This window comes from Nocardioides sp. S-1144, assembly GCF_005954645.2.
Lineage (GTDB): Bacteria > Actinomycetota > Actinomycetes > Propionibacteriales > Nocardioidaceae > Nocardioides > Nocardioides dongxiaopingii.
Window position 1 is genome coordinate 1,801,408 of sequence record NZ_CP040695.2, and the last position, 23,864, is coordinate 1,825,271.

Consider the following 23,864-nt stretch of genomic DNA (forward strand, 5'->3'; position numbering starts at 1 on the left):
GAGAAGCCCGTCGTCGAGTACGGCGAGTAGCACCCGCTCCACCACCACTGGTCGTCCGACGCTCAGGCCCCCTCGTCGGGGTCCTGAGCGTCGATTACGCGTCCCTCCAGGGCGGCGAGGACCACGACGCCGAACGACTCCTGTGCGTGCTCCCACGTGTAGGAGTGGCTCATCGCCAGCGCCGCCGTGCCGAGCCGGGCCCGCAGGTCGTGGTCGCGCACGAGCCGGTCGATGGCCGCGGTGAGCCCGTCCTGGTCGTCGACGAGGAGGCCGGTCACGTCGGCCCGCACCGACTCGCGGGTGCCGCCGGCCGAGGAGTAGGCGACCGTCGGCGTCGCGTGCATCGCGGCCTCGCCGATGACCAGGCCCCAGCCCTCCTTGATCGAGGGCAGGGCGAGCAGCCAGGAGCGGGCGTACACCTCGTGCTTGGTGTGCTCCTCGACGTGGCCGTGGAAGGTCACCAGGTCGCGCCGCGCTCGGCGACGTACTCGTGGAGGTTCGCCTCCCAACCACCCGTTGCCGACCACCTCGAGGTGGATGCCGGGGTGCTCTGCGCGCAGCGCGACCACGGCGTCGACGGCGTGCTCGACCTGCTTGTGGGGCACGAGCCGCCCGACGACGGCGATCGTCGGCTCGGGCGCCTTGGTCTCGTCCACGCGGACGACGCGGTCGGTGCCGTTGTGCACGACCGCGACCCGGCGCGGGTCGACGCCGAGCTCGGCGAGCTCCGCGCGGGTGGCCCGCGAGACCGCGACGTACTGGCAGCGTCGGTAGAGCCAGGGCGCGAAGCGCCGCTCGATCCACCACCCGACCCGGGCCATCAGGGGGCCGAACAGTACGCCCCACTGCTCGCGGTGCACGTGGTGCACGAGCACCACCACCGGCGCCCGCGTCACCAGGCGCGAGAAGAACGGGAGCCCGTTCTGCACGTCGACGACGAGGTCGACGCGGCCCAGGCGGCGGGTCGCCAGGGCGAGCATGCCGCGCAGGTAGACGGTGATCTTCGAGCCCCGGCGCACGTAGTGGACGCCGTCGACGGTCTCGTCGGGCGGCGCGGCGGCGTGGGCCGCGCACAGGATGGTCACGCGGCACCCCAGCGCGGCCAGGCCGCCGGCGACCTTCTCCAGGTAGCGCTCGGCGCCACCGCCCTCGGGGTTGCGGGTGTCGCGCCAGCTGAGGAACACCACGTGCTTGCCGGCGAGGTCGTCGAGCGGGTGCATCCGCGAACCGTAGGGCATCACCACCTAGTCTTCGCGGCGTGAGCTGGATCCCCGGGCGCGCCACGTCGCCGACGAGACGTCGCTCCACCCTGCGCCGCTCGGTGGCGCTGCTGCGCGCGTTCCGCCACGAGCAGCCCGACCCGCCGCGGTTCTACACCGCGCTGGCCCGCGACTCGGTGGAGCAGCTCAGCGGCTACGCCGACCTCGACGGCGCCCTGCTGCTCGACGTCGGCGGGGGACCGGGCTACTTCCGCGACGCCTTCACCGCGGCCGGGGCCCGCTACGTCGCCCTCGACGCCGACGTCGGCGAGCTCTCCGGGCTCGGCGAGATGCCACCCGGCACGGTGCTCGGCAGCGGGATGGCGCTGCCGTTCCGCGACGCGAGCCTCGACGTGTGCTACTCCTCCAACGTCCTGGAGCACGTCAGCGACCCGTGGCTGATGGCCGAGGAGATGCTGCGGGTGACGCGGCCGGGCGGCACGGTGTTCCTCAGCTACACCGTCTGGTTCGGCCCGTGGGGCGGGCACGAGACGGCGCCCTGGCACTACCTCGGTGGGCGCCGGGCGCGCGCCCGCTACCGGCGCAAGCACGGCCGGGAGCCGAAGAACAGGTACGGCGAGTCGCTGTTCAAGGTCACCGTGGCCGAGGCCCTCGAGTGGTCGCGCCGCCAGGACCTCGCCGACGTCGTCGAGGTGCTCCCGCGCTACAACCCGGCCTGGTCGTGGTGGCTGCTGCGGGTGCCGGTGGTGCGCGAGCTGGCCACCTGGAACCTGGCTCTCGTGCTCCGTCGGAGGTAGACCGGCGCGGCATCCCCGGTTCCATGTACTTGCCGGTAGGGATGCGTTACGGTTCGGCGACATTCGTGTGACGCGTGAGGAGACATTAGGTGCGCACCATCCTTGGTCGAGTGCTGATCGCACTCGGCGGGTTCCTGCTCGTGGCCGGTCTGGTGGCCCTCGTCTGGGCCCCCGGCGTGGTGAAGAAGACCCCGGTCGACGTGGACTCGGTGACCCACCTCTCCGGCGAGGGCGGCCGGGTCGACACCGCCACCGGCCAGATCACGGTCGGACCGGTCGTCGCCTCCAGCATCACCAAGGTCGACACCGACGCCTCCGACGACGACGTCGCGGTCTTCGTCAGCACCTCCTGCCTGATGAAGGACGAGGGCGACGTGCCCGACTGCCTCGACGGCGACGACGACCGCCTCCTCTCCGCCAGCACCAGCCTGTTCGCCACCGACCGCGACACCGCGCTGTCGGTCGACAACGGCAGCTACCTGCCCGAGGGCAGCCCGCAGCCGCGCGGCCTGCAGAACAAGTGGCCCTTCGACGCCGAGAAGAAGGACTACGAGTACTGGGACGGCACCGCCGGTGTCTCGGTCACGGCCGCCTACGACCGCGAGCAGGACATCCTGGGGCTCAAGACCTACGTCTACCGCGTGGTCGTCGAGGACGCCCCGATCGAGGTCGCCGAGGGCGTCGAGGGCACCTACAGCAGCACCAAGGAGATCTACGTCGACCCGGTGACCGGCGCGATCATCCACCAGACCGACGACCAGGAGCGCTACATCGGCTCGGGCGCCGAGGCCACCCAGGCCCTCGAGCTGCAGCTGGCCTTCACCGAGGACCAGCAGCAGACCAACGTCGACGACGCCGAGAGCAACGCGACGTCGCTGGCCCTGGTGACCAAGTGGATCCCGATCATCGGCCTGGTCGGCGGGCTCCTGGCCCTGGTCGCCGGCATCCTGCTCGTCCTGCGCGAGGGGCGCCGCACCGACCACGCCGTCGCCGACGACGTCTACGCCGACAAGACGACCACGGACGCCTGAGCCCGGCTCCTGTCCGGGAGGGAGCTCCACGGTGACACTCAGCCCTGACCAGGCGTCGCGGTTCCAGCGCGTCTTCACCGACGTCGTCGACAACATGGGGCTGGCGCTGCTCGGCAAGGACCGGGTGGTCCGCCTCGCGGTGACCTGCCTGCTCGCCGAGGGCCACCTGCTCCTCGAGGACCTCCCGGGCACCGGGAAGACCATGCTGGCCCGCGCCCTGGCCAACTCCGTCGAGGGCAGCCACGCGCGGATCCAGTTCACCCCCGACCTGCTCCCGACCGACGTCACCGGGGTGACGGTCTACGACCAGCACAAGGGCACCTTCTCCTTTCACGAGGGGCCGATCTTCCACGACATCGTGCTCGCCGACGAGATCAACCGGGCCTCCCCGAAGACGCAGTCGGCCCTGCTCGAGGTGATGGAGGAGGGTCACGTCACCGTCGACGGCACCACCCACGACGTGCCCCGGCCGTTCATGGTGATCGCCACGCAGAACCCGATCGAGCAGGCCGGCACCTACCAGCTGCCCGAGGCCCAGCTCGACCGCTTCCTCATGAAGACCTCCGTGGGCCACCCCGGCGCCGAGGCGACCGAGCAGCTGCTCATGGACGCCGGGGTCCGCGACCGCGCGAGCCTGGTGAAGCCGGTCCTCAGCCGCGCCGACGTCGCCGACCTGGCCGCCGCGGCGGCCGAGGTGCACGTCGACCGGTCGCTGATCCGCTACGTCCGCGAGCTCGCCGAGGCCTCCCGCGAGGCCGACCAGGTCAAGCTCGGGCTCTCCGCGCGCGGCTGCCTGGCCCTCATCCGGGTGACCAAGGTCTGGGCCGCCGCCGCCGGCCGGACCGCCGTCGTCCCCCAGGACATCCACGACCTGGCGCACCCCGTGCTCTGCCACCGGGTCCTCCTCGACGCGCACGCCCAGTACGGCGGCGTCCACGTCGACGCCGTCATCGACCGGCTCCTGCGCGACGTGCCGCCGCCTCGCGACCGTGCGTGAACCGCTCCGACTCCTGGGGTCGCTGACCTCGTCGGTCTCCCCGGCCGGCTGGACGGTGGGCGGGCTCGGCGTGCTCGCCGCGGTCGCGGGCCGGGTCGGCGGGTACGTCGAGCTCCAGGTCCTCGCCGTGCTGTGCGGGCTGGTGCTGCTGGTCAGCCTCGTCCTGCTGGTGGTCGCGCCCGGGCGGGTCGAGGCGAAGCTCGAGCTGCGGCCCGCCTCGACCGTCGCCGGGACGCCGGGCCGGGCCCTGCTGCGGGTGACCAACCGGGGCCGGTGGTCGGTGCGCCACCCGGTGGTCACGGTGCCGGTCCGGGCCGGTGCGGTCGTCGTCGAGCGCGGCTTCGTGCGGCTGCCGCGGCTGCGGCCCGGGGTGCAGCACCAGGAGGAGGTCGTGCTGCCGGCGATGGAGCGCGGCATCGTCCAGGTCGGCCCGGTCGGCGCCCGGCGCACCGACCCGCTCGGCCTGTTCCGGCGCGACCGCGACTGGACCGGCGTCGCGGACCTCGCCGTGCGTCCCCGGATGACCCCGATCGAGACGATGGCGCCCGGTCACGTCCCCGACCACGACGGGACGCCGAGCGAGGAGGTCTCGATGAGCGACCTCGCCTTCCACGCCCTGCGCGAGTACGTCCCCGGCGACGACCTGCGGCACGTGCACTGGCGCTCCTCGGCCCGGGCGGGGGTGCTCCACGTGCGGCAGTACCACGACACCCGGCGCAGCCACGTCGTGATCGTGGTCGACCGGCACGAGGAGTCCTACCCCCGCGCCCAGGACTTCGAGCTCGCGCTGTCGATCGCGACGTCGGTCGCCGTCCGGCTGACCGAGGAGGGCTACACCCTCACCTTCGTGTGCGGCCCCGACGTCGGTGCCGACGCGATCGGCGTCGTGCTGGACGCCTCGTGCCGCGCGGTGCTCGGCCCCGACGACCTCGAGGAGAGTGCCCGGACGGCGTCCCGCATGGCGCCCGGCTCCAGCCAGCTCGTCGTGGTGTCGGGGGTGCTCGGTGCCCCGCAGCGCGTGCAGGGCTGCCGCGCGGCGTTCGCCGACGACGTCCGGTTCCTCGGGCTGGCGACCGGGCGGGTGCCGGGCGAGTCCCGCGACGACCCGCCGCGCGACCTCGGCGCGGGCCCCGCGCGGATGCTGCGGGTCCGGCGGATGGCCGAGCTGCCCGGCGTCCTGGCGGCCAGCGTGCTGGGGGAGGGCCGGTGAGCGGGGCACGGCCGGTGAGCGGGGCACGGCCGGCGAGCACCCCCACCCGCACCGACGGCGTCCTGGCCGACGCGGTGCTGGCCCTGCTCGCGAGCGGCGTCGTGCTGCTGGCCTGGCAGCCGACCTACGCAGGCTCGGGGTGGTGGATCGCCGGCCTGTCGGCCTCGTTCCTCGCCGTGATGGTCGCCGTCGCGGTGCGCGACGCCGGGGGCGGCGGCGAGGTCGTGACGCTCGGGCTCTTCGCGGGCTACCTGGTCGTGGCGGGCCCGCTGGCCCGCGGCAGCCTGGCCGTGGAGGGCTGGGACACCGTGACCGACGGCATCCGCGGCTCGTGGGAGGTGTGGCACCAGCTGCTCACGACGCACCCGCCGGTGACGGCCGCAGGTCCGACCCTGCTGCCGCCGATCCTCACCGGGCTGGTGAGCGGGGGCTTCGCGGCGACCCTCGCGCTCGGGTCGCGGCGCCCGGCGGTGCCGCTGGTCCCGGTGGCGCTGGCGCTGGGCGCGGTGCTCCTGGTCGGGCAGCACCAGGCGGCGTCGGTGCTCGGCGTCGGCGTCGGGGCCGGCGCGGTGGCCGTCGTGTGGCTGCAGGTGCGCGCGGCCCGGCTCGAGGCCGAGGAGATCGGCCGGGACCCGGCTCGGCGGCGGCGCACCGTCGTCGCCCTGGTCGTGGTCGCCCTGTGCGGGGCGGCCTCGTTGCGCCTGGTCGGCGGCGACCCGGTCGAGGACCGCTACGTGCTGCGCGACGGGGTGCGCCCCTTCGCGGTCTCGGGCATCGTCACGCCGCTCGACTCGTTGCGCGACCTCGTCCTGTCGGACCGCAAGCTGCTCCAGGTCGACGGCCTGCCCGCCGGCCACCGGCTGCGGTTCGTGGCCCTCGACCGGTACGACGGGCAGAGCTGGACGGCCGACAACGACACCGACCCCGTGCGTGACGACGACCGGTTCCTCCACGTCTCCGAGACCGTCGAGAACCCGGCGGCGGGCGAGGTGCGCGAGGTCACCGTCCGCGCCACCCGGTACTGGGACCGCCCCTGGGTGCCGACGGTCGGGGCGGTGCAGTCCCTCGGGTTCCAGGGCTCCGACGCCGACCTCGGCTCGGACCTGCTCTACAACCCGGCGACCCAGTCGGCGCTGCTGCCGGGGGGCCTCGACGCCGACGTGCGCTACGCCTTCACCGCCATCGACACCGACCGGCTCGCCGACCGCCGGGTGGAGGGGTCGGCCGCCTACGACGAGGAGCTCCGCGACCGTCTCCAGGTCCTCGACGAGGTCGTGTCCTACTGGTCGATCGGCGCCTACACGCCGATGGACGCGCTCTCCAAGGTCGCCGAGGGCATCCGCAAGGTCGGTCGCTACAGCCACGGCGTGGAGCCGTGGGAGCAGCGGTTCGAGAGCGGGCACGACCTCCGCCGGCTGACCGACGAGTTCCTGCTGACGGTGCCCACCGTCGGCGACGAGGAGCAGTACGCGGCCGCGATGGCCCTGCTCGCCACCCGGATGCGGATCCCGGCCCGCGTCGTCGTCGGCGCGGTCGTCCCGCGCGACGGCGCGGTCCGCGGCTCCGACGTGACGGCGTGGGTCGAGATCCGCGCCGAGGACGGGACCTGGCGCACCATCCCGGCCGAGGTCTTCATGAGCCGCAAGCCCCCTGACCGGCTCACCGCCGGCGGGCCGGTCGACCGCGACTACCAGCCGCCGAGCGACGTCGAGCCGCAGCTCCCCGACGCCCGGCCGGAGCAGCCCGCCGACCGCGAGGACGGCCCCGACGCCGACCGCGACCGCGGCGCCGCGTGGTGGCTGCTGCTGCCGTCGGTGCTCCTGCTCCTGGTGGTGGCGGTGCCGGCGGCCAAGTGGGTCCGCCGTCGACGACGCCTCCGGTCGCGGCGGGTCAGCGCCCGCTACGCCGGTGCCTGGGACGAGCTCGTCGACCACGCCCGCGACCTCGGCGTCGACGTCCCGGTGTCGGCGGCGCGACCGGGCCAGGCCGCCGTCCTGGAGGGGACGCTGCCGCTCGCGCTCGAGGCCGACCGGCGCATCTACGGAGCCGGCGACCTCGACCCGGGTGACGCCGACGCCTTCTGGGAGCTGGTGCGCGCCGAGCTCCGGGAGATGGACGCCGCGGTCCCGCGGTGGCGCCGGGTGCTCGCGCTGCTCGACCCCCGTACCCTGCGCTGAGCCGATCAGGGGCTCCCTCCACGCCTGCCTGCGGGACAAAGAGGTCGGCCCCTGCGCGACGTGAGGGTCAGCGCAGATCGGCGCCCAGGATCGCGGTGCCCGGCGTGATCGCCCCGCGGACGCCGGACCAGCCGCCCCACACCCGGTCGTGACCGGCGGGCCACTCCGGCTCGAGCAGCGTGGTGAGGACGAAGCCCGCGCCGGCGAGCAGGGAGACCCAGTCGCCCAGGGTGCGGTGGTGCTCGACGTAGGTGACCTCCCCGGTGGCGTCGTCGACCTCGACGTACGGGGTGCGGTCCCAGTACGACTGGCTCGCGGTCAGCCCGGCCGCGGACGGGTCGTCGGGGAACATCCACCGCGTCGGGTGGGTGATGGAGAAGGCGAACCGGCCGCCCGGCCGGAGCACCCGGGCGGTCTCGGCGACGGCGGCGTCGATCTCGCGCACGAACTGCAGGGCGCCGAAGGAGGAGAAGACGACGTCGAACGACGCGTCGGCGAACGGCAGGTGGGTGGCGGTGCCGAGCACCGACGGGACGCGGACGCCCGTCTCGTCGTCGATGCGCCGCGAGTGCTGGAGCTGGCGGTGCGACAGGTCGAGCCCGACGGCCCGGCCGCCGCGGGCCCGCACCCACCGCGAGCACTGGCCGGCGCCGGAGCCGACCTCGAGGACGTCGCGACCGGCCAGTCCGGCGGGGTCGCCGAGCACCCCGGCCTCGGCCTCGGTGAGCCCCTCGGGTCCCCACACGAAGCCGACGTCGCCCAGGAAGGCGCCGTGGGTGGCCTGGTACTCGTCGGCGTAGCGGTCCCAGTCGGGGCCGTTGGCGCGTCGTGACTGCTCCTCGGTGACCGGACGGCGGACCGAGCGCACCGAGTCGGGCAGGTCGGGGTGGTGCCGCGAGTCGGGGGCGTGGGGATCGGCGCCGGGCATGGCAGAACCGTAGCGAGCCGGGCGGCCCGCTCCCGAACACGGCGCCGGTACCGTGACCCGGTGCTCGACGACGACTTCGCCTCCCTGAGACCGCTCGAGGGCGACCGCTCGGGGGAGACGTTCGTGGCCGAGGTCGGCGGCGAGCGACAGGTGGTCCGCGTCTACGCGCGCGACCCCGCCCGGGCCGAGGTGGACGCCGCGCTGCTGCGACTGGTGCGCGGACTGGTGCCGGTCCCCGACGTCCTCGAGGTGCGGCCGCCGCGCGGGGACCTGCCGGCGCTGCTGGTCACGTCGTTCGTGCCGGGGGTCAGGGGCGACCTGCACCTGGCCTCCCTCCCCGACGACCTGAGTGGCGGCTTCGCCTGGGCCCTGGCCGAGGTCGCCGCGACGCTCGCCGGGATGCCGACGCTGACCCGCGGCGCCCTGACCGGCGCCGGTCTGCGGATCGAGCCGCTCGACGGCGGCGCCGACGGGCTCCCGGCGCACGTCGAGGCGCGCCGGCCCGACCTGGCGCACTGGTCGTCGGAGGAGCTCGCCGGCCTCGACGAGGTCGCCGGGACCGCGCAGGCCCTCCTCGACACCGTCGACCGGAGCTGCCTGGTGCACGGCGGGCTCGAGCCCAGGAACGTGGTCGTCGACCCCGTGACCAGGTGGATCACCGCGGTGGTCGGCTGGGAGCACGCGCACGCCGGGCACCCGTTCGCCGACCTCGGCAGCGTGCTGCGCCTCGACCGTGGCCCCGCCTACGTGGAGGTCGCGCTGTCCGCGTTCGAGGACCGCCACGGGGTGCCACCCGACGAGGCGCTCGCGCTGGCCCGGGCCGCCGACCTGTGGGCACTCACCGACCTCGCCGGGCGCCGTCGGCAGGACCCGGCGGCGCAGCGTGCCCACGACCTGCTCCGGGGCATCGCCGCCTCGCGCGACCTGGGTTGGACTCTGCCGGAAGCGCCCGCGTAGACTTGGCCCTTGCGCCAGGTCTCTGTCGTCGTCCCATACGGAGCGGACCTCGAGAATCTCGGATTCCCGGCGTGCCCACACGACTTCTGTCCACCCTAGGATCCCATCCACTTATGACCATTGCCTTTCTCCCGGATTACGACGCGCCCCAGGTGGCGATCAACGACATCGGGTCCGAAGAGGACTTCCTTGCCGCCATCGACCTGACGATCAAGTACTTCAACGATGGCGACATCGTTGAGGGCACCATCGTCAAGGTCGACCGTGACGAGGTGCTCCTCGACATCGGTTACAAGACCGAGGGCGTCATCCCGTCCCGCGAGCTCTCGATCAAGCACGACGTCGACCCGTCCGAGGTCGTCTCCGTCGGCGACAAGGTCGAGGCCCTCGTCCTCCAGAAGGAGGACAAGGAAGGCCGGCTGATCCTGTCCAAGAAGCGCGCCCAGTACGAGCGCGCCTGGGGCACCATCGAGCAGGTCAAGGAGGAGGACGGCGTCGTCGAGGGCACCGTCATCGAGGTCGTCAAGGGCGGCCTCATCCTCGACATCGGCCTGCGCGGCTTCCTGCCGGCCTCCCTCGTGGAGATGCGTCGCGTCCGCGACCTGCAGCCCTACGTCGGCCAGGTCCTCGAGGCCAAGATCATCGAGCTCGACAAGAACCGCAACAACGTGGTCCTGTCGCGCCGTGCCTGGCTCGAGCAGACCCAGTCCGAGGTCCGCCACGGCTTCCTCACCCAGCTGCAGAAGGGCCAGATCCGCAAGGGTGTCGTGTCCTCGATCGTCAACTTCGGTGCGTTCGTCGACCTCGGCGGCGTCGACGGTCTGGTCCACGTCTCCGAGCTGTCCTGGAAGCACATCGACCACCCCTCCGAGGTGGTCACCGTCGGTGACGAGGTCACCGTCGAGGTGCTCGACGTCGACATGGACCGCGAGCGCGTCTCGCTGTCGCTGAAGGCGACCCAGGAGGACCCGTGGCAGCACTTCGCCCGGACCCACCAGATCGGTCAGATCGTGCCGGGCAAGGTCACCAAGCTGGTGCCGTTCGGTTCGTTCGTCCGCGTCGAGGAGGGCATCGAGGGCCTGGTGCACATCTCCGAGCTGGCCGAGCGCCACGTGGAGATCCCCGAGCAGGTCGTCCAGGTCAACGACGACGTCATGGTCAAGATCATCGACATCGACCTCGAGCGTCGCCGGATCTCGCTGTCGCTGAAGCAGGCCAACGAGACCGCGACCGCGACCGACGTCGACGAGTTCGACCCCACGCTCTACGGCATGGCGGCGACCTACGACGAGCAGGGCAACTACGTCTACCCGGAGGGCTTCGACTCCGAGACCGGCGAGTGGCTCGAGGGCTTCGACGACCAGCGCGCCGTCTGGGAGGAGCAGTACGCCAAGGCGCACGCTCGCTGGGAGGCCCACGTCAAGCAGCAGGCCGACGCCAAGACGGCCGACGCCGAGGCCGGCGAGGCCACCTCGTACTCCTCCGGTGGCGACGACGTCGACACCGAGGGCGACGGCGGCTCGCTCGCCTCGGACGAGGCGCTGCAGGCGCTCCGCGAGAAGCTCACGGGCGGCCAGGCCTGACCTCACGGTCGGGTCCCCACCCCTAGCACGCACGAAGGCCCGGTCCCCTCGCGGGGGCCGGGCCTTCGGCGTTCCCGGACCGGACCTGGTCGGCCCGTTCCGGCTCGGGCGGGCATGGATCAGGCCGCGCGGTCGAGCGGGGCCTGGTCGGAGGGCGGCAGGAAGCGCGCGTCGACGGCGCGGGAGCGGGGCGGGCGCACGGGCGCGCCGTCGTGGATCAGCACACGCAGGGTCTCGACCATCCCGAGGACGGAGAGAGCCGCAATCAGCCACAGGAACCACATGACGCCATGATGCGCCCGATCCGCGGGCCGCGCCAGGCTCGCAACTGGCAGAGATCGCCGGGTGGGTCGATTTCCTGCCAGGTCGGCGCTAGGGTCGTCGGGTGCAGAAGGTCGCGGTCATCGTGCAGGACGGGGCGGAGCCCTTCGGGCTCGGCTCCCTCGTCGAGGTGTGGGGCGAGCCGTACCACGCCGACGACGACAACCCGGTCTTCGACTTCCAGGTGTGCACCCCGCGACCGGGACGGGTCACCGGGCGCGCCGGCTACGACCTGCTGGTCGACGTCGGGCTGGAGGCCGCGGCCGACGCCGACCTGGTCTGCCTCTCACCCAAGTACGACTTCCTCGACCACGACCCCGCGGTCCTCGAGGTCGCCCGCGCCGCCCACGACCGCGGCGCCATCGTCTACGCCCACTGCAGCGGGGTCTTCGAGCTCGCCGCGGCCGGGCTGCTCGAGGGCCGCGAGTGCACGACGCACTGGCGCTACACCGACCGGCTCGCGCGGATGTACCCGGACGCGATCGTGCGGCCCGACGTCCTGTACGTGCAGTCGGGCAACGTGCTCACCGGCGCCGGCAGCGCCGCCGGGATCGACGCCTCCCTGCACCTGCTGCGCCAGACCTTCGGGGCGCGCGTGGCCGCCACCACCGCCCGGCGCATCGTCGTCCCGCCGCACCGCGACGGCGGCCAGGCGCAGTTCATCTCCCGGCAGGTCGTCGACTGCCAGGCCGAGACCCTCGGCGCGGTGCTCACCTGGGCCCTGGAGAACCTCGCCGAGCCGCTCGACGTCGACACGCTGGCGCGCAAGGCCCACATGTCGCCGCGCACCTTCGCGCGACGCTTCCGCGACGAGACCGGGACGACGCCGCACGCCTGGGTGACCGCCCAGCGGCTCCAGCTCGCCGAGGAGATGCTCGAGCGCACCGACAACTCCGTCGACCACATCGCCGCCGAGGTGGGCTTCGGCAACGCCGCCACCCTGCGCCACCACTTCACCCGGGTCCGCGGCGTCAGCCCGCAGGTCTACCGCCGCCAGTTCGCGTGTTGACCTGACTGCCCGAGCTTGCGAGGGCCAGTCAGGTCGGTGGTCGTCGAGCGAGCGGCGCGGCTGAGGAACGAAGCCGCGACCCGCGTGTCGAGACGTCGTAAGTGATCTCGGGCAGCCAGGCGCCCGAGCTTGCGAGGGCCAGTCAGGTCGGTGGTCGTCGAGCAAGCGGCGCGGCTGAGGAACGAAGCCGCGACCCGCGTGTCGAGACGTCGCAAGTGATCTCGGGCAGCCAGGCGCCCGAGCTTGCGAGGGCCAGTCAGGTCGGTGGTCGTCGAGCAAGCGGCGCGGCTGAGGAACGAAGCCGTGACCCGCGTGTCGAGACGTCGTAGGTGGCCTCGGGGACGCGAGCGAGGGGCGGGAGCACGAGGCCGGGAGGTTTCGTCGGCGCTCGCTGGCGCTCGCTTGCTCAACCTCCGGTGGTGGTCGGCTCCGGTTTCGTCGGCGCTCGCTGGGGCTCGCTTGCTCAACCTCCGGTGGTGGTTCGGCGGAGGTCCTGGAGGCGGACCTTGCCGGTGAGGGTGCGCGGGAGGGTGTCGAGGAAGGTCCAGGTCTTGGGTCGCTTGGGTGGGGCGAGGCGCTCGCGGGCGTAGGCGGCGAGCTCGGCCTCGGACGCCGTGCCGACGACGGCCGCGCAGACCCGCGCGCCCCAGTCGGGGTCGTCGACGCCGTACACCGCGACGTCGTCGACGCCGGGGTGCTCGCCGAGGACGAGCTCGACCTCCAGCGGGTAGACGTTGACGCCGCCGGTGATGACGAGGTCCTCGCGGCGCCCGTCGAGGTAGAGGTAGCCGTCGTCGTCGAGCCGCCCGAGGTCACCCACGCTGAAGCGCGCCACCCCACCGTCGGTGCGCCAGGCCGCGGCGGTCCGGGCGTCGTCGCCGAAGTAGGAGAACCGCGCGTACGCCGGCACCGCGCACCAGATGGTGCCGTCCTCGTCGAGGCTGAGGGTGCGGCCAGGGCGGGCGCGACCGACGGTGCCGGGTCGCTCCAGCCACTCCTCGCTGCGGCAGGCGGTGAACTGGCCCTCGGTGGAGCCGTAGAACTCCCACGTCGAGCCGGCCGGGAACAGGGCGACGAGGCGGCGCTTCACCTCGGTCGGGCACGGCGCGCCGGCGTGCGCGACCAGCCGGAACGACGTCAGGTCGGGCACCCCGACGACGTCCCAGTGCGCGAACAGCCGCTGCAGGTGGGTCGGCACGCAGAACATCGTGGTCGGCCGGTCGCGCTCGATGGCGGCGGTCACCGCGGCCGGGTCGAAGGGACCGGGGACGCTCAGCCGGCCGCCGGCAAGGATGGTGCCCATCGCGAACCGCAGCGGCGCCGAGTGGTAGAGCGGGCTGAGCACCAGGTTGACGTCGTCGGCGGCGAAGCCCCACAGGTCGCGCTCCTCGGCGACCAGGGCGGCGGCGTCCGCGTCGTCGAGCAGGCCGGACCACACGCCCTTGGGGACGCCGGTGGTGCCGCTGGTGCAGTGCATCGGCCGGGCCCGCGGGAGCCCGTGCCCCCGACCGGGGACGCCGCCGGCCGTGACCGCCGCGAGCTCGTCGACGGTGGTCACGACCACCTCGGGGGCGAGCGGCGTCAGGATGCGGCACCGCTCGGTCTCGGTGAGCCGCGGGTCGAGGGGGATCGGGACGACGCCGCGGGCCAGCAGCGTCAGCACGGCGTCGACGTAGGCGCGCGAGCCCGGCACGAGCAGCGCGACCCGGGATCCCTCGTCCAGCTCCACGTCCCGACCCTAGACGGCCACGGCCGTCAGATCGGGGTGCGCACCACGGCGCGCTGCCCCTCGAGCCGGGCCCCGAAGGACGACTTGAGCTCGCCCTTGCCCTTGCCCAGCACCAGCGTCGTGCTGGCCGCGGCGTAGGACAGCTCGACGATCCGGCGGGTGCAGTCGTAGTAGAGCCCGCGCCGGTCGGCGGCCCCCTCGTAGTCGGCGCCCCACGACAGCCACCGCGACACGCCGCGGTGCGTGGACATCAGCCCCACGGCCGACAGCACGCCGCGGTCGCGGTAGGCGACGGCCTGGAGGTCGTGGTCGGCCATCGCGACGTCGAGCCACGCGGCGGGGGCCGGGCGGTTCATCAGCGGGTGGCGGCGCGGGTTGTGCTTGCTGAAGTTGGCGTCGAGCAGCGGCGCGACCTCCTCGCCCTTGGCCACCTCGGCGAGCGGGCCCTGGGTGACGTCGAGGTCGACGTCCTCGGCGAGCCGACGTCGGAGCCGGCGCAGGTCCTGGCGCCGGGAGCGGCCCAGCGACTGCAGCCAGGCCTCGGCGTCGGCCCGGTCGAGGTCGACGACGCCGAGCGGCAGCGTCGTCTGCTGCACGAGCCGGCGTCCGGGGAGCCCCGACGCCACGTCGTCGTCACCGACCTGGCGCCACAGCAACGCCGGCATCCGCGGGCCGAGCCGACGCCGGAGGGCGCCGACCAGCAGCGGGAGGGCGCCGCGGTGGCCGGGCTCGCTCCAGTACGACGGCTCCGAGCCGGAGTGCGGGTGGTGCACGTGGCCGATGCCGCCGGCGAGGAGGACCCGCTCGAGGAGGATCCCGGCGACCAGGGCGTCACCGGCGGGTCCGGACCGGGTCGCGACGGCGAGCCAGACCCGGTTGCGGGTCTCCTCCTCCATCGCCGACAGCGCCTCGACCCGCCACAGCGGCCCGCGGGACGTCGCCAGGTGGGCCGCCAGGACGGCGTCGCCGCGCAACCCGGCCAGGTCGACGACGCGGACGTCGTACGGGACGTCGTCCGGGCCGGCGTCGGAGTCGCTCACGAGGGCACCGCGGTGGGGGCCCGGTCGTCCGCGGCGTCGTCGGTGCCGGCGCCGGGCCTGGACCGGCGGCCCGGGATCGGCGCGAAGATCACGACGGCGGCGAGGACGAAGTGCGCGGCGATGAAGGCGAACGCCTCGTTCTGGCTGGCGACGTGGCCGCCGAGGCGGACGGTGATGTGCTCGGCCCACTCCCACCGGTCGGGGATGTCGTTGCCGCGCCAGACCTGGAACATCAGGTCCTCGATGCCCGACAGCATGACCAGCAGCGCGGCGTACGACGCGCGGCGCACGGTCGCACCGGTGGCGCCGCCGAGCCGCAGCGCGAAGACCAGCCCCAGGATCACGAACGGCACCAGCATCCGCATGATGCTGTAGAAGCGGTCGAAGTCCTCGTCGACGAACGCCCCGAACATGAGCGGGGCGAAGCCGCCCATCACGGCGAGGAAGACCGCGGAGACCATCAACGGCGCCATCCAGCGCGCGCCGGCCCAGGCCCGAGGGACCCGGGCGACGGCCTCCGTGGCCAGCACGAACGGCACCAGCGCGAACAGCAGCGACACCAGCGTCTCGACGTCGTTGGCCACCCAGTGGTGCACCGCCCAGGCCGTGACGGCTGCCGCCGCACCGAACCCGAGGGTTGCGATTCCCTGCTTCATCCCGCCATCAGCTCCTTGGTCATGTCTTCGCCGGCGCCGTCGCCGGCGTCAGTGGTGATGTCGAACGTGAGCCCCCCGACCGCGTCGAGGGCCCGCTGGCGGGCCTCGCACACGGTGGGTGCGGTGGTGAGCACGTAGCCGAGCTGGTCGGCCAGGCAGGCGCCGCCCTCGACGCGGTCGCCCTGCTGGGCCCCGATCCGGACCCGCTCGACGCCGGGCAGCATCGCGGCCGGCCCGGCGCCACGGACGCCGGCGACGGTGCCGACGGCGTCGGGCAGGATGATCCGCCCGACCGCCGCGCTCGGACGGCGGCGCCGGCCGAGGTCGAAGGGCAGGCCCACGGCCGCGCGCACCGCGTTCTCGACCGTGTGGACGCCGTGGGTGAGCCGGACCAGCTCGCCGAGCGGGTCGCCGCCCACCCGGGCGCCGATCTCGACGATCCGGACGGTGTCGTCGGCGCCGAGCACGAGGTCGAGCATCATCGGTCCGCGCCGGTAGTCGAGCGCCCGGCAGAGGGCGTCGACGAGGTCGTGGACCTGGTCGACGACGTGGCCGGGCAGCTCCCCGGACATCGCGTGCTCGGTGGTGATGGCCCGGGGTGCCCGCGTGATGGTCCGGGCGCTCAGGCCGAGGAAGGCGGCCCGCGAGTCCTCGACGATGCACTCGGCGCTGAGGTGCTGGCCGAGCATCTCCTCCTCGACGATGACCCGCCCGGAGTAGGAGAACGCCGCGGCCTCGGCGATCGCGGCCGTCAGGTCGTCGCCCTCGCGGCAGCGGGACACGCCGCGGCTGCTCTGCGCGTCGGCGGGCTTGACCACGACGGGCAGGCCGAGTCGCTCGGTCTCGCGGAGCAGCGGGGGGCCGGGGACGCCGGTGGCCCACCGGCACGTCGGCAGGCCGAGGTCGTCGCAGACCTGGCGCAGGTAGGTCTTGTCGTGCGAGGCCCGCACCGTCGCCGCCGACAGGCCGCAGGGGAGACCCAGCCGCCGCGAGAGCCGGCGCTGGGCGTCGAGGGCGACGTCCGAGGCGGGGGCGACGACGCCCCGCAGGTCGTCGCGGCCCAGGAGCGCCTCGTGGACGGCGTCCACGTCGCGGGTGCTGATGATCAGCCGCTCGTCGGCCAGGCCGAGGGCCGGGGCGTCGGGCCGCACGTCGACGGCGATGGTGCGCAGCCCCATCCGCTGGGCGGCCCGGTAGGTCTCGAAGACCCCGATCGCGGCTCCGAGGACGACGACGCTGCCGCGGCTGCGGCGCCGCTTCACGACGCCACCTCGACCGGAGCGACGGGCCCGACCGGCCCGACCGCGCCGACCGCGCCGAGCGGACCGACCGGACGCCCGGTCGCCACGGAGCCGAAGGTGTCGGCCGGCAGCACCGGCACCGACGCCTCGCGCACGTAGAACATCCGTGGTCGTGGCTGCCCGGCCGCCAGCACCCCCAGGCAGCGGACCTCGACGGCGATCACGAACAGCGCGATCCCGACCAGCACCACGATGCCGCCCTCCATCACCGGGGCCGGCAGCGCACGGGTCATGTGCAGCACGCCGAGCGCGACCGACACCACCGCGGCCCAGATCGCGGTGAGGATCGCGAACTGCGCGGGGCGGCGGGAGAAGGCGAACCACAGGTCGAGCGCGTGCCCGGCGAGGTGGAGGAACCGGACCCGGGCCGGCCCGTCGGTGCGCGCGCGGTGGGCGATCGGGACCGTGGTGTGGCGGTCGGTGAGCTTCGGCAGGGTGGCCAGGAAGTACGGGCTGCCCAGGCGCAGGTCGACCACGGCGCGCGCGAGCTCGGTGCGGACCAGCCGGAAGCAGGTCGCGTGTCGCGGCAGCTCGATGCCCAGGACGCCGCGGGCGACGAGCTGGTTGACCGTCGAGCCGATCCGCCGCACCAGCGGGTCGTGGCGCTGCACCCGGACGCCGAAGACGGCGTCCATCCCGTCGGAGGCCTCGATCAGCCGCCGGATCTCGCTCGGCGGGAACTGGCCGTCGGCGTCGACGTGCACCAGCCAGGGCTTGCTGGCGTAGAGGTACCCGGCGGAGAACGCCGCCTCCACCCCGAAGTTCCGGGTGAACGAGAGGTACTGCACCCGGGGGTCGGCCGCCGCGCGCCGCCGCAGCACGTCGAGCGTGCCGTCGCGGCTGCCGTCGTCGACGCAGACCACCTCGACGTCGAGGCGGGGCTCGCGGTCGAGCTCGTCGAGGAGCTCGTCGAGCACGTCGTCGAGGCCGCCCGCCTCGTTGTAGCAGGGCATCACCACGCTGAGACCCGTCGCGCAGGGGTCGTCTTCCCTCATGTCCATCTCCCCGAGATCGGCTGTGGAACACGGCGCCCGGATGCGCGCCGAAGCAGGAGTCGCAACGCCGTGGCGTTGCAGAGCTGGGCGGCCACCAGGGCGCCCATGGCGGCGAGCGCACCACCGCGCGCGGTGCACGCCAGCAGCACCACCGACGCCGCGAGCAGGCCGCAGGCGGAGGCGCCGACGTTGCCGGGCAGCCACCGGCTGCGGGAGTTCTCGACCAGGTTGGCCGCGACCGTGCGCTGGGTGAAGACGACCACCTCGCCGAGGGTCAGCAGCGCCAGCGTCGCCCACCAGGGCGCCCCGAGCAGGTGGGCGCCGACGGCGAGCGCCGCGGTGCCGGCGCCGGCGGTGGTCGCCCGCGCGAGGATGCGCCGGGCGGCGTCCTCCCCGGCGGCGGCGCCGGAGCCGCGCAGGCGCAGGGAGACGTCGGGCTGGTGCAGGCGGACGACGACGGTGGTGGTCGCGCCGAACACGCTGGCGACGGTGACGGCGACGTAGTAGCGGACCGCCTCCTGCTCGGGGGCGAGGGCGGCCACGGCCCAGAAGCCGGCGCTGACGCTGACGATCGAGAGCACCTCCGGCAGCCCGAGCAGGAGCAGCGAGCGACGCAGCGGTCCGACGGCGGCCCGGCGGCCGACCCCGCGGAAGGTCTCCCGCGGCACGGCGGCGAGCCCGGCGGCGGCGACGGCGAGCAGGAGGACCAGGCAGGTGACGACCCAGGCGACCGGGCGCAGGTCGAGCGCGACGGTCACCCCCGTCGCCGTCAGGAGCGCCAGGGCCCCGGACGCGAACAGCAGCGCGTCGGCACCGGGGCGGTGCGCCAGCCGGTGCAGCGCGGCGACGACCTGGTAGGCGGCGCCGGTCAGCCCCCAGCACAGCCCCCACAGCAGCAGGGTCGGCCCGGCGCCGGTGAGGGTCGAGAGGGTCGCCGCGCCCAGGGCGCACCCGAGCGGGACGAGGACCGTCGCCACCGTGCGGCGCGAGACCTGGCCGGCCAGCCGCGGCAGCCGCGGCACCTGCTTGAGCAGCGTCTTCTCGGCGGTGGCGAACAGGATCGCCAGCCAGCCGAAGCCGCCGATGACGGCGACCGTGCGCCCGAGCTCGTCGGCGGTCCAGGTGGTGGCGAGCAGGAGCGGGGCGACCATCCAGAGCGCGCGGAAGCCGGCCCGCCCGGCGAGCACGACACCGGTCGAGACCCACGACGGCGCGTAGGGCACCGACGTCGTCGGTGCGGCAGCGATGCTCATGCGAGCCTCAGCCCAGGAACGGGCGGGGGACACCCACGAACGAGAGCGGCGTGACGTCGAAGCCGACGCTCACCTTGTCGTCGACGAAGCCGCGCCCCGAGGACAGGGTCTCGGCCCCGGAGTCGATGGCGTGGCGGGCGTAGCGCAGGAAGTGGTCGAAGTACAGGTGCGGGACGCCGCCGTCGCGGGGGTGGACCATCGCCCAGTAGGAGCCCCACGGGTGCCGCGGGTGCTCGAGCAGGGTGCCGACGGCCACCAGCCGCTCGCCTTGGTGGTAGGTGATCGTGCGGACGTCGTCGCGGGCCATCAGCGCGGCGAAGTAGGCGGCCGGCATGTGCGGGCGGGGGTCGACCCGGAGTGGGGCGTTCCGCTCGATCATGGCGACGAGGAGGTCGGCGACGGCCTGCGGGTCGACGTCGGTGCGGGCGTTGCCGAACTCGACCCGCACCTGCGACTCGATCATCGGCCCGAGCCTGCGCAGCGACTTGCGACGCTTCTTGCTGAGCCCGGCGAACCACTCCTCGAAGGTCGCGGGCAGCGGCATCACGGTGCCCTGGCCCTGGGCCTGGGAGACGACGGCGCCGCGGCGGCGCAGGTCGGGCAGGTCGTCGTCGGTGACGTTGCGGTAGGCGATCCCGGCCAGCCGGGTCCGGCCCAGGGCGCGCACCACCCCGCGCTCGAAGGCCCGCACCACGTCGGCCCGCTGGGGGCGGGTCAGCCCGCTGCGGAAGGCCCAGGAGGCCTCGTGGCCCTGGCCGGGCATCCGCATGTCGACGAGCACCGGTTCGAGGCGGGACGGCGCCGCGTGCGGACGCACGCCGCGGTAGCTGCCGACGAAGGCGCCGACGATCGTGTCGCCGTGGCGGACGGCGGCGGTGAAGGTCGGGCACCACGGGGTCGGGGACAGCGCACTCAGCTGCAGCAGGTCGTGGTCCCAGAGGGCGACCAGGCCCTCGTCGCGCACGAGCTCGGCCCACCCCGGCTGGTCCTCGCCCGAGCCGGCGAGGGTGACGCGGGTCGTGAGGGCGTGCGTGGATCCAGGCACCAGCAGCATTGTGTGAGCTCCCCGAGAGTGGCGCGCAGGGTCGGAGCACAGACCGAACGCGATCGAACCGCCACGAGTGTGACCTGGAACACCCTACGTACGGACGGTCAAACGTCAATCCTTTCGTGGTGGGCGACTTCCGCCGCAACTCCTCCGGGGCCGGTGCGGGCCGGCCGGCGTCAGGTGAGCCCGAGGTCGGCCCCGAGCTGGTCGACGACGGTCGCGAAGTGGGTGTCGTAGTCGAGGACGCCGCGGTGCAGGTGGCCGAAGAGCTCCAGCGACACGTGCCCGAAGAGGGTGGCCCAGGCGGTCAGGCCGCGGACCGCGAAGGCCGGGGAGAGCGGGGGGTCGACGAACGCCATCACGGGGCCGAGCGCGGCCTTCTCGGCGGCCGGGACCCGCGCCGGTCCCGCGGCCGGCGTCCGGCCGGCCGCCTGGGCGTCGCGCAGCACCGTCAGCAGCGCGAGGGTCACGCGGGTGGCCGGCACGACGGTGTCGACGGGGGCGGCGTAGCCGGGGACCGGGCTGCCGTGGGTGAGGGCGTACCGGTGCGGGTGGCCCACGGCCCAGTCGCGGACCCCGTGCGCGACGGCCCGCCAACGGCCCCGGAGGTCGCCGCGACGCACGGCCCGCTCGGCGGACTCGACGGCGGCGCCGAGGTCGTCGTAGGCCTCGATGATGAGCGCGGTCAGGAGGGCGTCACGGCTCGGGAAGTAGCGGTAGACCGCGGACGACGCCATCTCGAGGTCGCGGGCGACCGCTCGCACCGAGAGGGCGGCCGGGCCGACGTCGGCGAGCTGGGTCGCGGCGCTGTCGAGGATGGCCCGGGTGAGCTCGGCGCGGGCGGTGGCGCGGGCGGTGCGGGGAGCGGCTGGCACGGACCTGATCCTGCCGCGGAACGAGAGCAGTGGCAACAAAAGTGAGCAGTGCTCTTGTATTCGTGCGGCGAGCGTGGCAGGTTCGAGGAACTGAGAGCGGTGCTCTCACTTTGACCGGCGATGAACCGACGAGGAGATGGTGACGATGGGCAGGCACGTGGTGGTGGGAGCGGGGCCGGTGGGTCTGGCGACCGTGCGGGAGCTGGTGGCGCAGGGGCACGGGGACGTCCTCCTGGTGAGCCGTTCGGGTCGCGGGGACGACGTCCCGGGCGTGCGCCGGGTGGCGCTCGACGTGGCCGACGCGGAGGCGCTGACGACCCTCGCGGAGGGGGCGGGCGCGCTCCACAACTGCGTCAACCCGCCGTCCTACGACGTGTGGTCGACCTGGTGGCCGCCGGTGGCGAGGGCCTTCCTCGTCGCGGCCGAGCGGACCGGTGCGGTGCTGGTGACCGCCTCCTGCCTCTACCCCTACGGCCCGACCGACGCGCCGATGACCGAGGGGCAGGCCGACCGGGCCGCCGGGGTCAAGGGCGCCCTGCGCGCCACGATGTGGGCCGACGCGAGAGCGGCCCACGAGGCCGGGCGGCTGCGTGCGGTCGAGGTGCGCGGCTCCGACTACGCGGGGCCCGGCGTGACGACGGCGCACCTCCCGACCGTGGCGCCGCGGGCGCTCGCCGGACGGTCGGTCCGGGTCTTCGGCCGCGCCGACGTCGCGCACTCCTTCACCGACGTCCGCGACATGGCCCGCACCCTGGTCGCCGTCGCGGGCCGCCCGGACACCCACGGCCGCGTCTGGCACGCCCCGACCAACCCGCCGCGCACCCAGGCCGAGGCCGTCGCCGACGTCTGCCGCGCCGTGGGGCGCGAGCCGGTGCGGGTCCGGCCCTGGCCGCGCGCGCTGCTCGGCGTCGGCGGGCTGGTCGTCCCGCTCCTGCGGGAGATGCGCGAGACCGTCCACCAGTTCGAGCGCCCCTACGTCCTCGACTCCTCGCTCACCCAGCGCGAGCTCGGGCTGGCACCGACCCCGTGGGACGACGTCTGCCGGGCGACCGCCGAGACCGCGCTGGGCGGCGTCGTACCGGGCACCGAGGTGTCCCGACCCGCCTGAGGCGGGTGGCGTGGCGGCGGTGGGAGGCCGGCGCGTTGCCGGGAACCGCGGCGCCGGTGCGGACATGAGGAAGCATGAGCCCACCGGAGGACACCATGACCCAGTCGGAGGCCGCACTCGCCGAGCGCCTGCGCCTCGGCGACCCCGAGGCCGTCGCCGAGCTGTTCGACCGGCACGCCGACCGCATCCACCGGCACTGCTTCCGGCTCACCGCCGACCGGGCCGACGCCGAGGACGCCACCGCGACGACGTTCCTCGAGGTCTGGCGGCACCGGCACCGGGTGCAGGTCCACGACGGCTCGCTCGCCCCGTGGCTGCACGGCGTGGCCACCAACGTGTGCCGCAACCTGACCCGCGGACGCCGTCGCCACCTGCGCGCCGTGGCCCGGCTGACCGCGCCGGGCGACCAGCCCGACCACGCCGACCGGGTCGGCGAGCGGCTCGACACCGAGCGGCGGATGCGGGTCGTGCTCGACGCCGTCGCGACGCTGCCGCCGCACGAGCGCGACGTGCTCGCCCTCGTCGTCTGGTCCGGCCTGTCCTACGAGGCAGCCGCGGCCGCCCTCGAGGTGCCGGTCGGCACCGTCCGCTCCCGACTCTCCCGGGCGCGCCGGCGCCTGACCGCCCTCGCCCCGACCGACGCTGGAGGAACCCCCTGATGGACGACGACCTCACCACCCCGCCCGACCAGCCCCTCGACGACGCCGCCCGGGCCCGCCTGCGCGGCCGCGTCCTCGCCGGGCTCGCCGAGCCCGCGGCGTCCGGCTCGGGACGGCGGTGGGCGGCGCCGGCGGCCGCGGCCGCCGCGGTCGTCGTCCTCGCGGGTGCGACCGGCTGGGCCACCCTGGCCCCGGGCGCCGAGGACGTCGCGCCCGCCGACCGCGGCACCTCCTCGCCCGAGGTGCTGCCGACCCCGACGCCCGCCGACGACGTCGCGGTCCCCGACCCGTCCGACGGGTCCGACCGGCCGGACGACCCGACGGGGCAGGGCGGGGTCACCCCGCACGAGGGCCCGGCGGTCGAGCCGACGCCGTCCGGCGCAGGACCCGCGGGTGGCCCGGCGGTGGCCTGCCGGCGCGACCTGGACGACGTCCTGCCCGGCGCCGTTCCCGCGCTCACGCTCGGGGGCACGCTCGGCGCGACGTCGTTCCTCGTCGGGGGTGACCGGTTCGTCCTGTGCGACACCGCCGGCGGCACCGTCACCCTGCACGGCGCCCAGCCGCTCGACGGCCGTCACGCGCCGGACGACACCACGCCGTGGCGCGTCAGCACCAACGCGGTCGACCCCCAGGACGGCACCGGGGGCCTCGACCTCGTCCTCGTCGCCGGCGGGATCGTCCCGCCACGCGCGGAGGGGTGGGGGATCAGCTACACCTTCCCCGACGGGCACGTCGAGGAGGCGACCACGGGCACGGACGCCGAGGGACGCACCTGGTGGCGGATGGAGCACGTCGCCACCGACGGCGTCCTGGTCGCGCGGGGCACCGACCAGACGACGCTCGAGCCGATCCTCGTCGACGTGCGGGTCGCCGGCACCAGCACCGAGCACGAGCTGCGCTGGGGCGAGGACACCTGCGCCCAGGTCAACCACGGCTGTTGAGGAGTGAGCCGCGGGTCGTCGGGTAGACA

22 protein-coding genes are annotated in these 23,864 nt (G+C 74.4%); 11 read left to right on the forward strand and 11 right to left on the reverse strand.

Translation table 11 applies throughout. From position 1 onward, the window contains the following. Nucleotides 1–62: 62 nt before the first annotated feature. Entirely contained in the window at nt 63–1,220 is a 1,158-nt protein-coding gene (locus FE634_RS08485; protein WP_148240512.1) for a glycosyltransferase family 4 protein, read from the reverse strand. A 38-nt stretch (nt 1,221–1,258) separates the two neighbouring features. On the opposite strand from FE634_RS08485, the gene FE634_RS08490 reads away from it, so the two are divergent. The 5 genes from FE634_RS08490 to FE634_RS08510 all read left to right on the forward strand — a co-directional run bounded on the left by FE634_RS08490 (nt 1,259) and on the right by FE634_RS08510 (nt 7,432). Beyond that, nucleotides 1,259–2,017 (forward strand): class I SAM-dependent methyltransferase, encoded by a 759-nt coding sequence (locus tag FE634_RS08490; protein WP_246060501.1) that lies wholly within the window; start codon nt 1,259–1,261, stop codon nt 2,015–2,017. 110 nt (nt 2,018–2,127) lie between these two features. Further along, nucleotides 2,128–3,048 (forward strand): DUF3068 domain-containing protein, encoded by a 921-nt coding sequence (locus FE634_RS08495; protein WP_170981425.1) that lies wholly within the window; start codon nt 2,128–2,130, stop codon nt 3,046–3,048. Between the two features lie 31 nt (nt 3,049–3,079). Continuing rightward, complete coding sequence (locus tag FE634_RS08500; protein WP_137292165.1) at nt 3,080–4,045, forward strand: AAA family ATPase; 966 nt, start codon at nt 3,080–3,082, stop codon at nt 4,043–4,045. Beyond that, nucleotides 4,038–5,255, forward strand: coding sequence for a DUF58 domain-containing protein (locus FE634_RS08505; protein WP_138875632.1), 1,218 nt, complete (start codon nt 4,038–4,040; stop codon nt 5,253–5,255). The genes FE634_RS08500 and FE634_RS08505 overlap by 8 nt, the downstream gene beginning before the upstream one ends. Before the next feature lie 14 nt (nt 5,256–5,269). Then, nucleotides 5,270–7,432, forward strand: coding sequence for a transglutaminase domain-containing protein (locus FE634_RS08510; RefSeq protein WP_138875633.1), 2,163 nt, complete (start codon nt 5,270–5,272; stop codon nt 7,430–7,432). Nucleotides 7,433–7,499: 67 nt separating this feature from the next. On the opposite strand, the gene FE634_RS08515 is transcribed toward FE634_RS08510, so the two are convergent. Beyond that, a complete protein-coding gene (locus FE634_RS08515; RefSeq protein WP_137292162.1) occupies nt 7,500–8,360 on the reverse strand; it encodes a class I SAM-dependent methyltransferase in 861 nt (286 codons plus the stop codon). Between the two features lie 60 nt (nt 8,361–8,420). Here FE634_RS08515 and FE634_RS08520 point away from each other — a divergent pair, with 60 nt between their 5' ends. Next, entirely contained in the window at nt 8,421–9,317 is an 897-nt protein-coding gene (locus tag FE634_RS08520; RefSeq protein ID WP_138875634.1) for a phosphotransferase family protein, read from the forward strand. 113 nt (nt 9,318–9,430) lie between these two features. Continuing rightward, nucleotides 9,431–10,900: a 30S ribosomal protein S1 gene (rpsA, locus tag FE634_RS08525; protein ID WP_137292160.1), complete on the forward strand. Its 1,470-nt coding sequence runs from the start codon at nt 9,431–9,433 to the stop codon at nt 10,898–10,900. Nucleotides 10,901–11,019: 119 nt separating this feature from the next. Here rpsA and FE634_RS20980 read toward each other — a convergent pair whose 3' ends face one another. Then, a complete protein-coding gene (locus FE634_RS20980) occupies nt 11,020–11,184 on the reverse strand; it encodes a hypothetical protein (RefSeq protein WP_170981424.1) in 165 nt (54 codons plus the stop codon). A 101-nt stretch (nt 11,185–11,285) separates the two neighbouring features. Between FE634_RS20980 and FE634_RS08530 the strand changes: the two genes are divergently transcribed. Then, on the forward strand, nt 11,286–12,230 hold the full coding sequence (locus FE634_RS08530) for a GlxA family transcriptional regulator (RefSeq protein ID WP_137292159.1): 945 nt from the start codon (nt 11,286–11,288) through the stop codon (nt 12,228–12,230). A 463-nt stretch (nt 12,231–12,693) separates the two neighbouring features. On the opposite strand, the gene FE634_RS08535 is transcribed toward FE634_RS08530, so the two are convergent. From FE634_RS08535 to FE634_RS08570, 8 genes are all read right to left on the reverse strand, one after another. Then, nucleotides 12,694–13,959, reverse strand: a complete 1,266-nt coding sequence (locus FE634_RS08535; protein WP_138875635.1) for a class I adenylate-forming enzyme family protein — start codon at nt 13,957–13,959, stop codon at nt 12,694–12,696. A gap of 26 nt (nt 13,960–13,985) precedes the next feature. Next, nucleotides 13,986–14,999 (reverse strand): GNAT family N-acetyltransferase, encoded by a 1,014-nt coding sequence (locus FE634_RS08540; RefSeq protein WP_138875636.1) that lies wholly within the window; start codon nt 14,997–14,999, stop codon nt 13,986–13,988. Beyond that, nucleotides 14,996–15,655 carry a hypothetical protein gene (locus FE634_RS08545; protein WP_137292156.1) on the reverse strand — a complete coding sequence of 220 codons (660 nt, stop codon included), beginning with the start codon at nt 15,653–15,655 and terminating at the stop codon, nt 14,996–14,998. Before FE634_RS08545 ends, FE634_RS08540 begins: the two co-directional genes overlap by 4 nt. Beyond that, nucleotides 15,652–16,917 carry an ATP-grasp domain-containing protein gene (locus tag FE634_RS08550; RefSeq protein WP_138875637.1) on the reverse strand — a complete coding sequence of 422 codons (1,266 nt, stop codon included), beginning with the start codon at nt 16,915–16,917 and terminating at the stop codon, nt 15,652–15,654. The genes FE634_RS08545 and FE634_RS08550 overlap by 4 nt, the downstream gene beginning before the upstream one ends. Next, nucleotides 16,914–17,951 (reverse strand): glycosyltransferase, encoded by a 1,038-nt coding sequence (locus tag FE634_RS08555; protein ID WP_222847693.1) that lies wholly within the window; start codon nt 17,949–17,951, stop codon nt 16,914–16,916. The genes FE634_RS08550 and FE634_RS08555 overlap by 4 nt, the downstream gene beginning before the upstream one ends. Next, entirely contained in the window at nt 17,948–19,204 is a 1,257-nt protein-coding gene (locus tag FE634_RS08560; RefSeq protein ID WP_148240513.1) for a hypothetical protein, read from the reverse strand. Before FE634_RS08560 ends, FE634_RS08555 begins: the two co-directional genes overlap by 4 nt. A 7-nt stretch (nt 19,205–19,211) precedes the next feature. Then, nucleotides 19,212–20,249: a GNAT family N-acetyltransferase gene (locus FE634_RS08565; RefSeq protein WP_148240514.1), complete on the reverse strand. Its 1,038-nt coding sequence runs from the start codon at nt 20,247–20,249 to the stop codon at nt 19,212–19,214. A 179-nt stretch (nt 20,250–20,428) separates the two neighbouring features. Next, nucleotides 20,429–21,127, reverse strand: a complete 699-nt coding sequence (locus FE634_RS08570; RefSeq protein ID WP_138875640.1) for a TetR/AcrR family transcriptional regulator — start codon at nt 21,125–21,127, stop codon at nt 20,429–20,431. Nucleotides 21,128–21,272: 145 nt separating this feature from the next. Between FE634_RS08570 and FE634_RS08575 the strand changes: the two genes are divergently transcribed. The 3 genes from FE634_RS08575 (at nt 21,273) to FE634_RS08585 (ending at nt 23,835) form a co-directional block, all read left to right on the forward strand. Then, on the forward strand, nt 21,273–22,235 hold the full coding sequence (locus FE634_RS08575) for an NAD-dependent epimerase/dehydratase family protein (protein ID WP_137292150.1): 963 nt from the start codon (nt 21,273–21,275) through the stop codon (nt 22,233–22,235). Nucleotides 22,236–22,309: 74 nt separating this feature from the next. Then, a complete protein-coding gene (locus FE634_RS08580) occupies nt 22,310–22,894 on the forward strand; it encodes an RNA polymerase sigma factor (RefSeq protein ID WP_137292149.1) in 585 nt (194 codons plus the stop codon). Beyond that, complete coding sequence (locus FE634_RS08585) at nt 22,894–23,835, forward strand: hypothetical protein (RefSeq protein WP_137292148.1); 942 nt, start codon at nt 22,894–22,896, stop codon at nt 23,833–23,835. The genes FE634_RS08580 and FE634_RS08585 overlap by 1 nt, the downstream gene beginning before the upstream one ends. Nucleotides 23,836–23,864 lie beyond the last annotated feature (29 nt).

Coding starts and splice junctions, on each gene's coding strand:
- FE634_RS08575 (WP_137292150.1), top strand. CDS start 21,273: ATGGGCAGGCACGTGGTGGTGGGAGCGGGGCCGGTGGGTCTGGCGACC.
- rpsA (WP_137292160.1), top strand. CDS start 9,431: ATGACCATTGCCTTTCTCCCGGATTACGACGCGCCCCAGGTGGCGATC.
- FE634_RS08560 (WP_148240513.1), bottom strand. CDS start 19,204: ATGAGCATCGCTGCCGCACCGACGACGTCGGTGCCCTACGCGCCGTCG.
- FE634_RS20980 (WP_170981424.1), bottom strand. CDS start 11,184: ATGTGGTTCCTGTGGCTGATTGCGGCTCTCTCCGTCCTCGGGATGGTC.
- FE634_RS08515 (WP_137292162.1), bottom strand. CDS start 8,360: ATGCCCGGCGCCGATCCCCACGCCCCCGACTCGCGGCACCACCCCGAC.
- FE634_RS08555 (WP_222847693.1), bottom strand. CDS start 17,951: ATGAGGGAAGACGACCCCTGCGCGACGGGTCTCAGCGTGGTGATGCCC.
- FE634_RS08585 (WP_137292148.1), top strand. CDS start 22,894: ATGGACGACGACCTCACCACCCCGCCCGACCAGCCCCTCGACGACGCC.
- FE634_RS08485 (WP_148240512.1), bottom strand. CDS start 1,220: ATGCACCCGCTCGACGACCTCGCCGGCAAGCACGTGGTGTTCCTCAGC.
- FE634_RS08545 (WP_137292156.1), bottom strand. CDS start 15,655: ATGAAGCAGGGAATCGCAACCCTCGGGTTCGGTGCGGCGGCAGCCGTC.
- FE634_RS08580 (WP_137292149.1), top strand. CDS start 22,310: ATGAGCCCACCGGAGGACACCATGACCCAGTCGGAGGCCGCACTCGCC.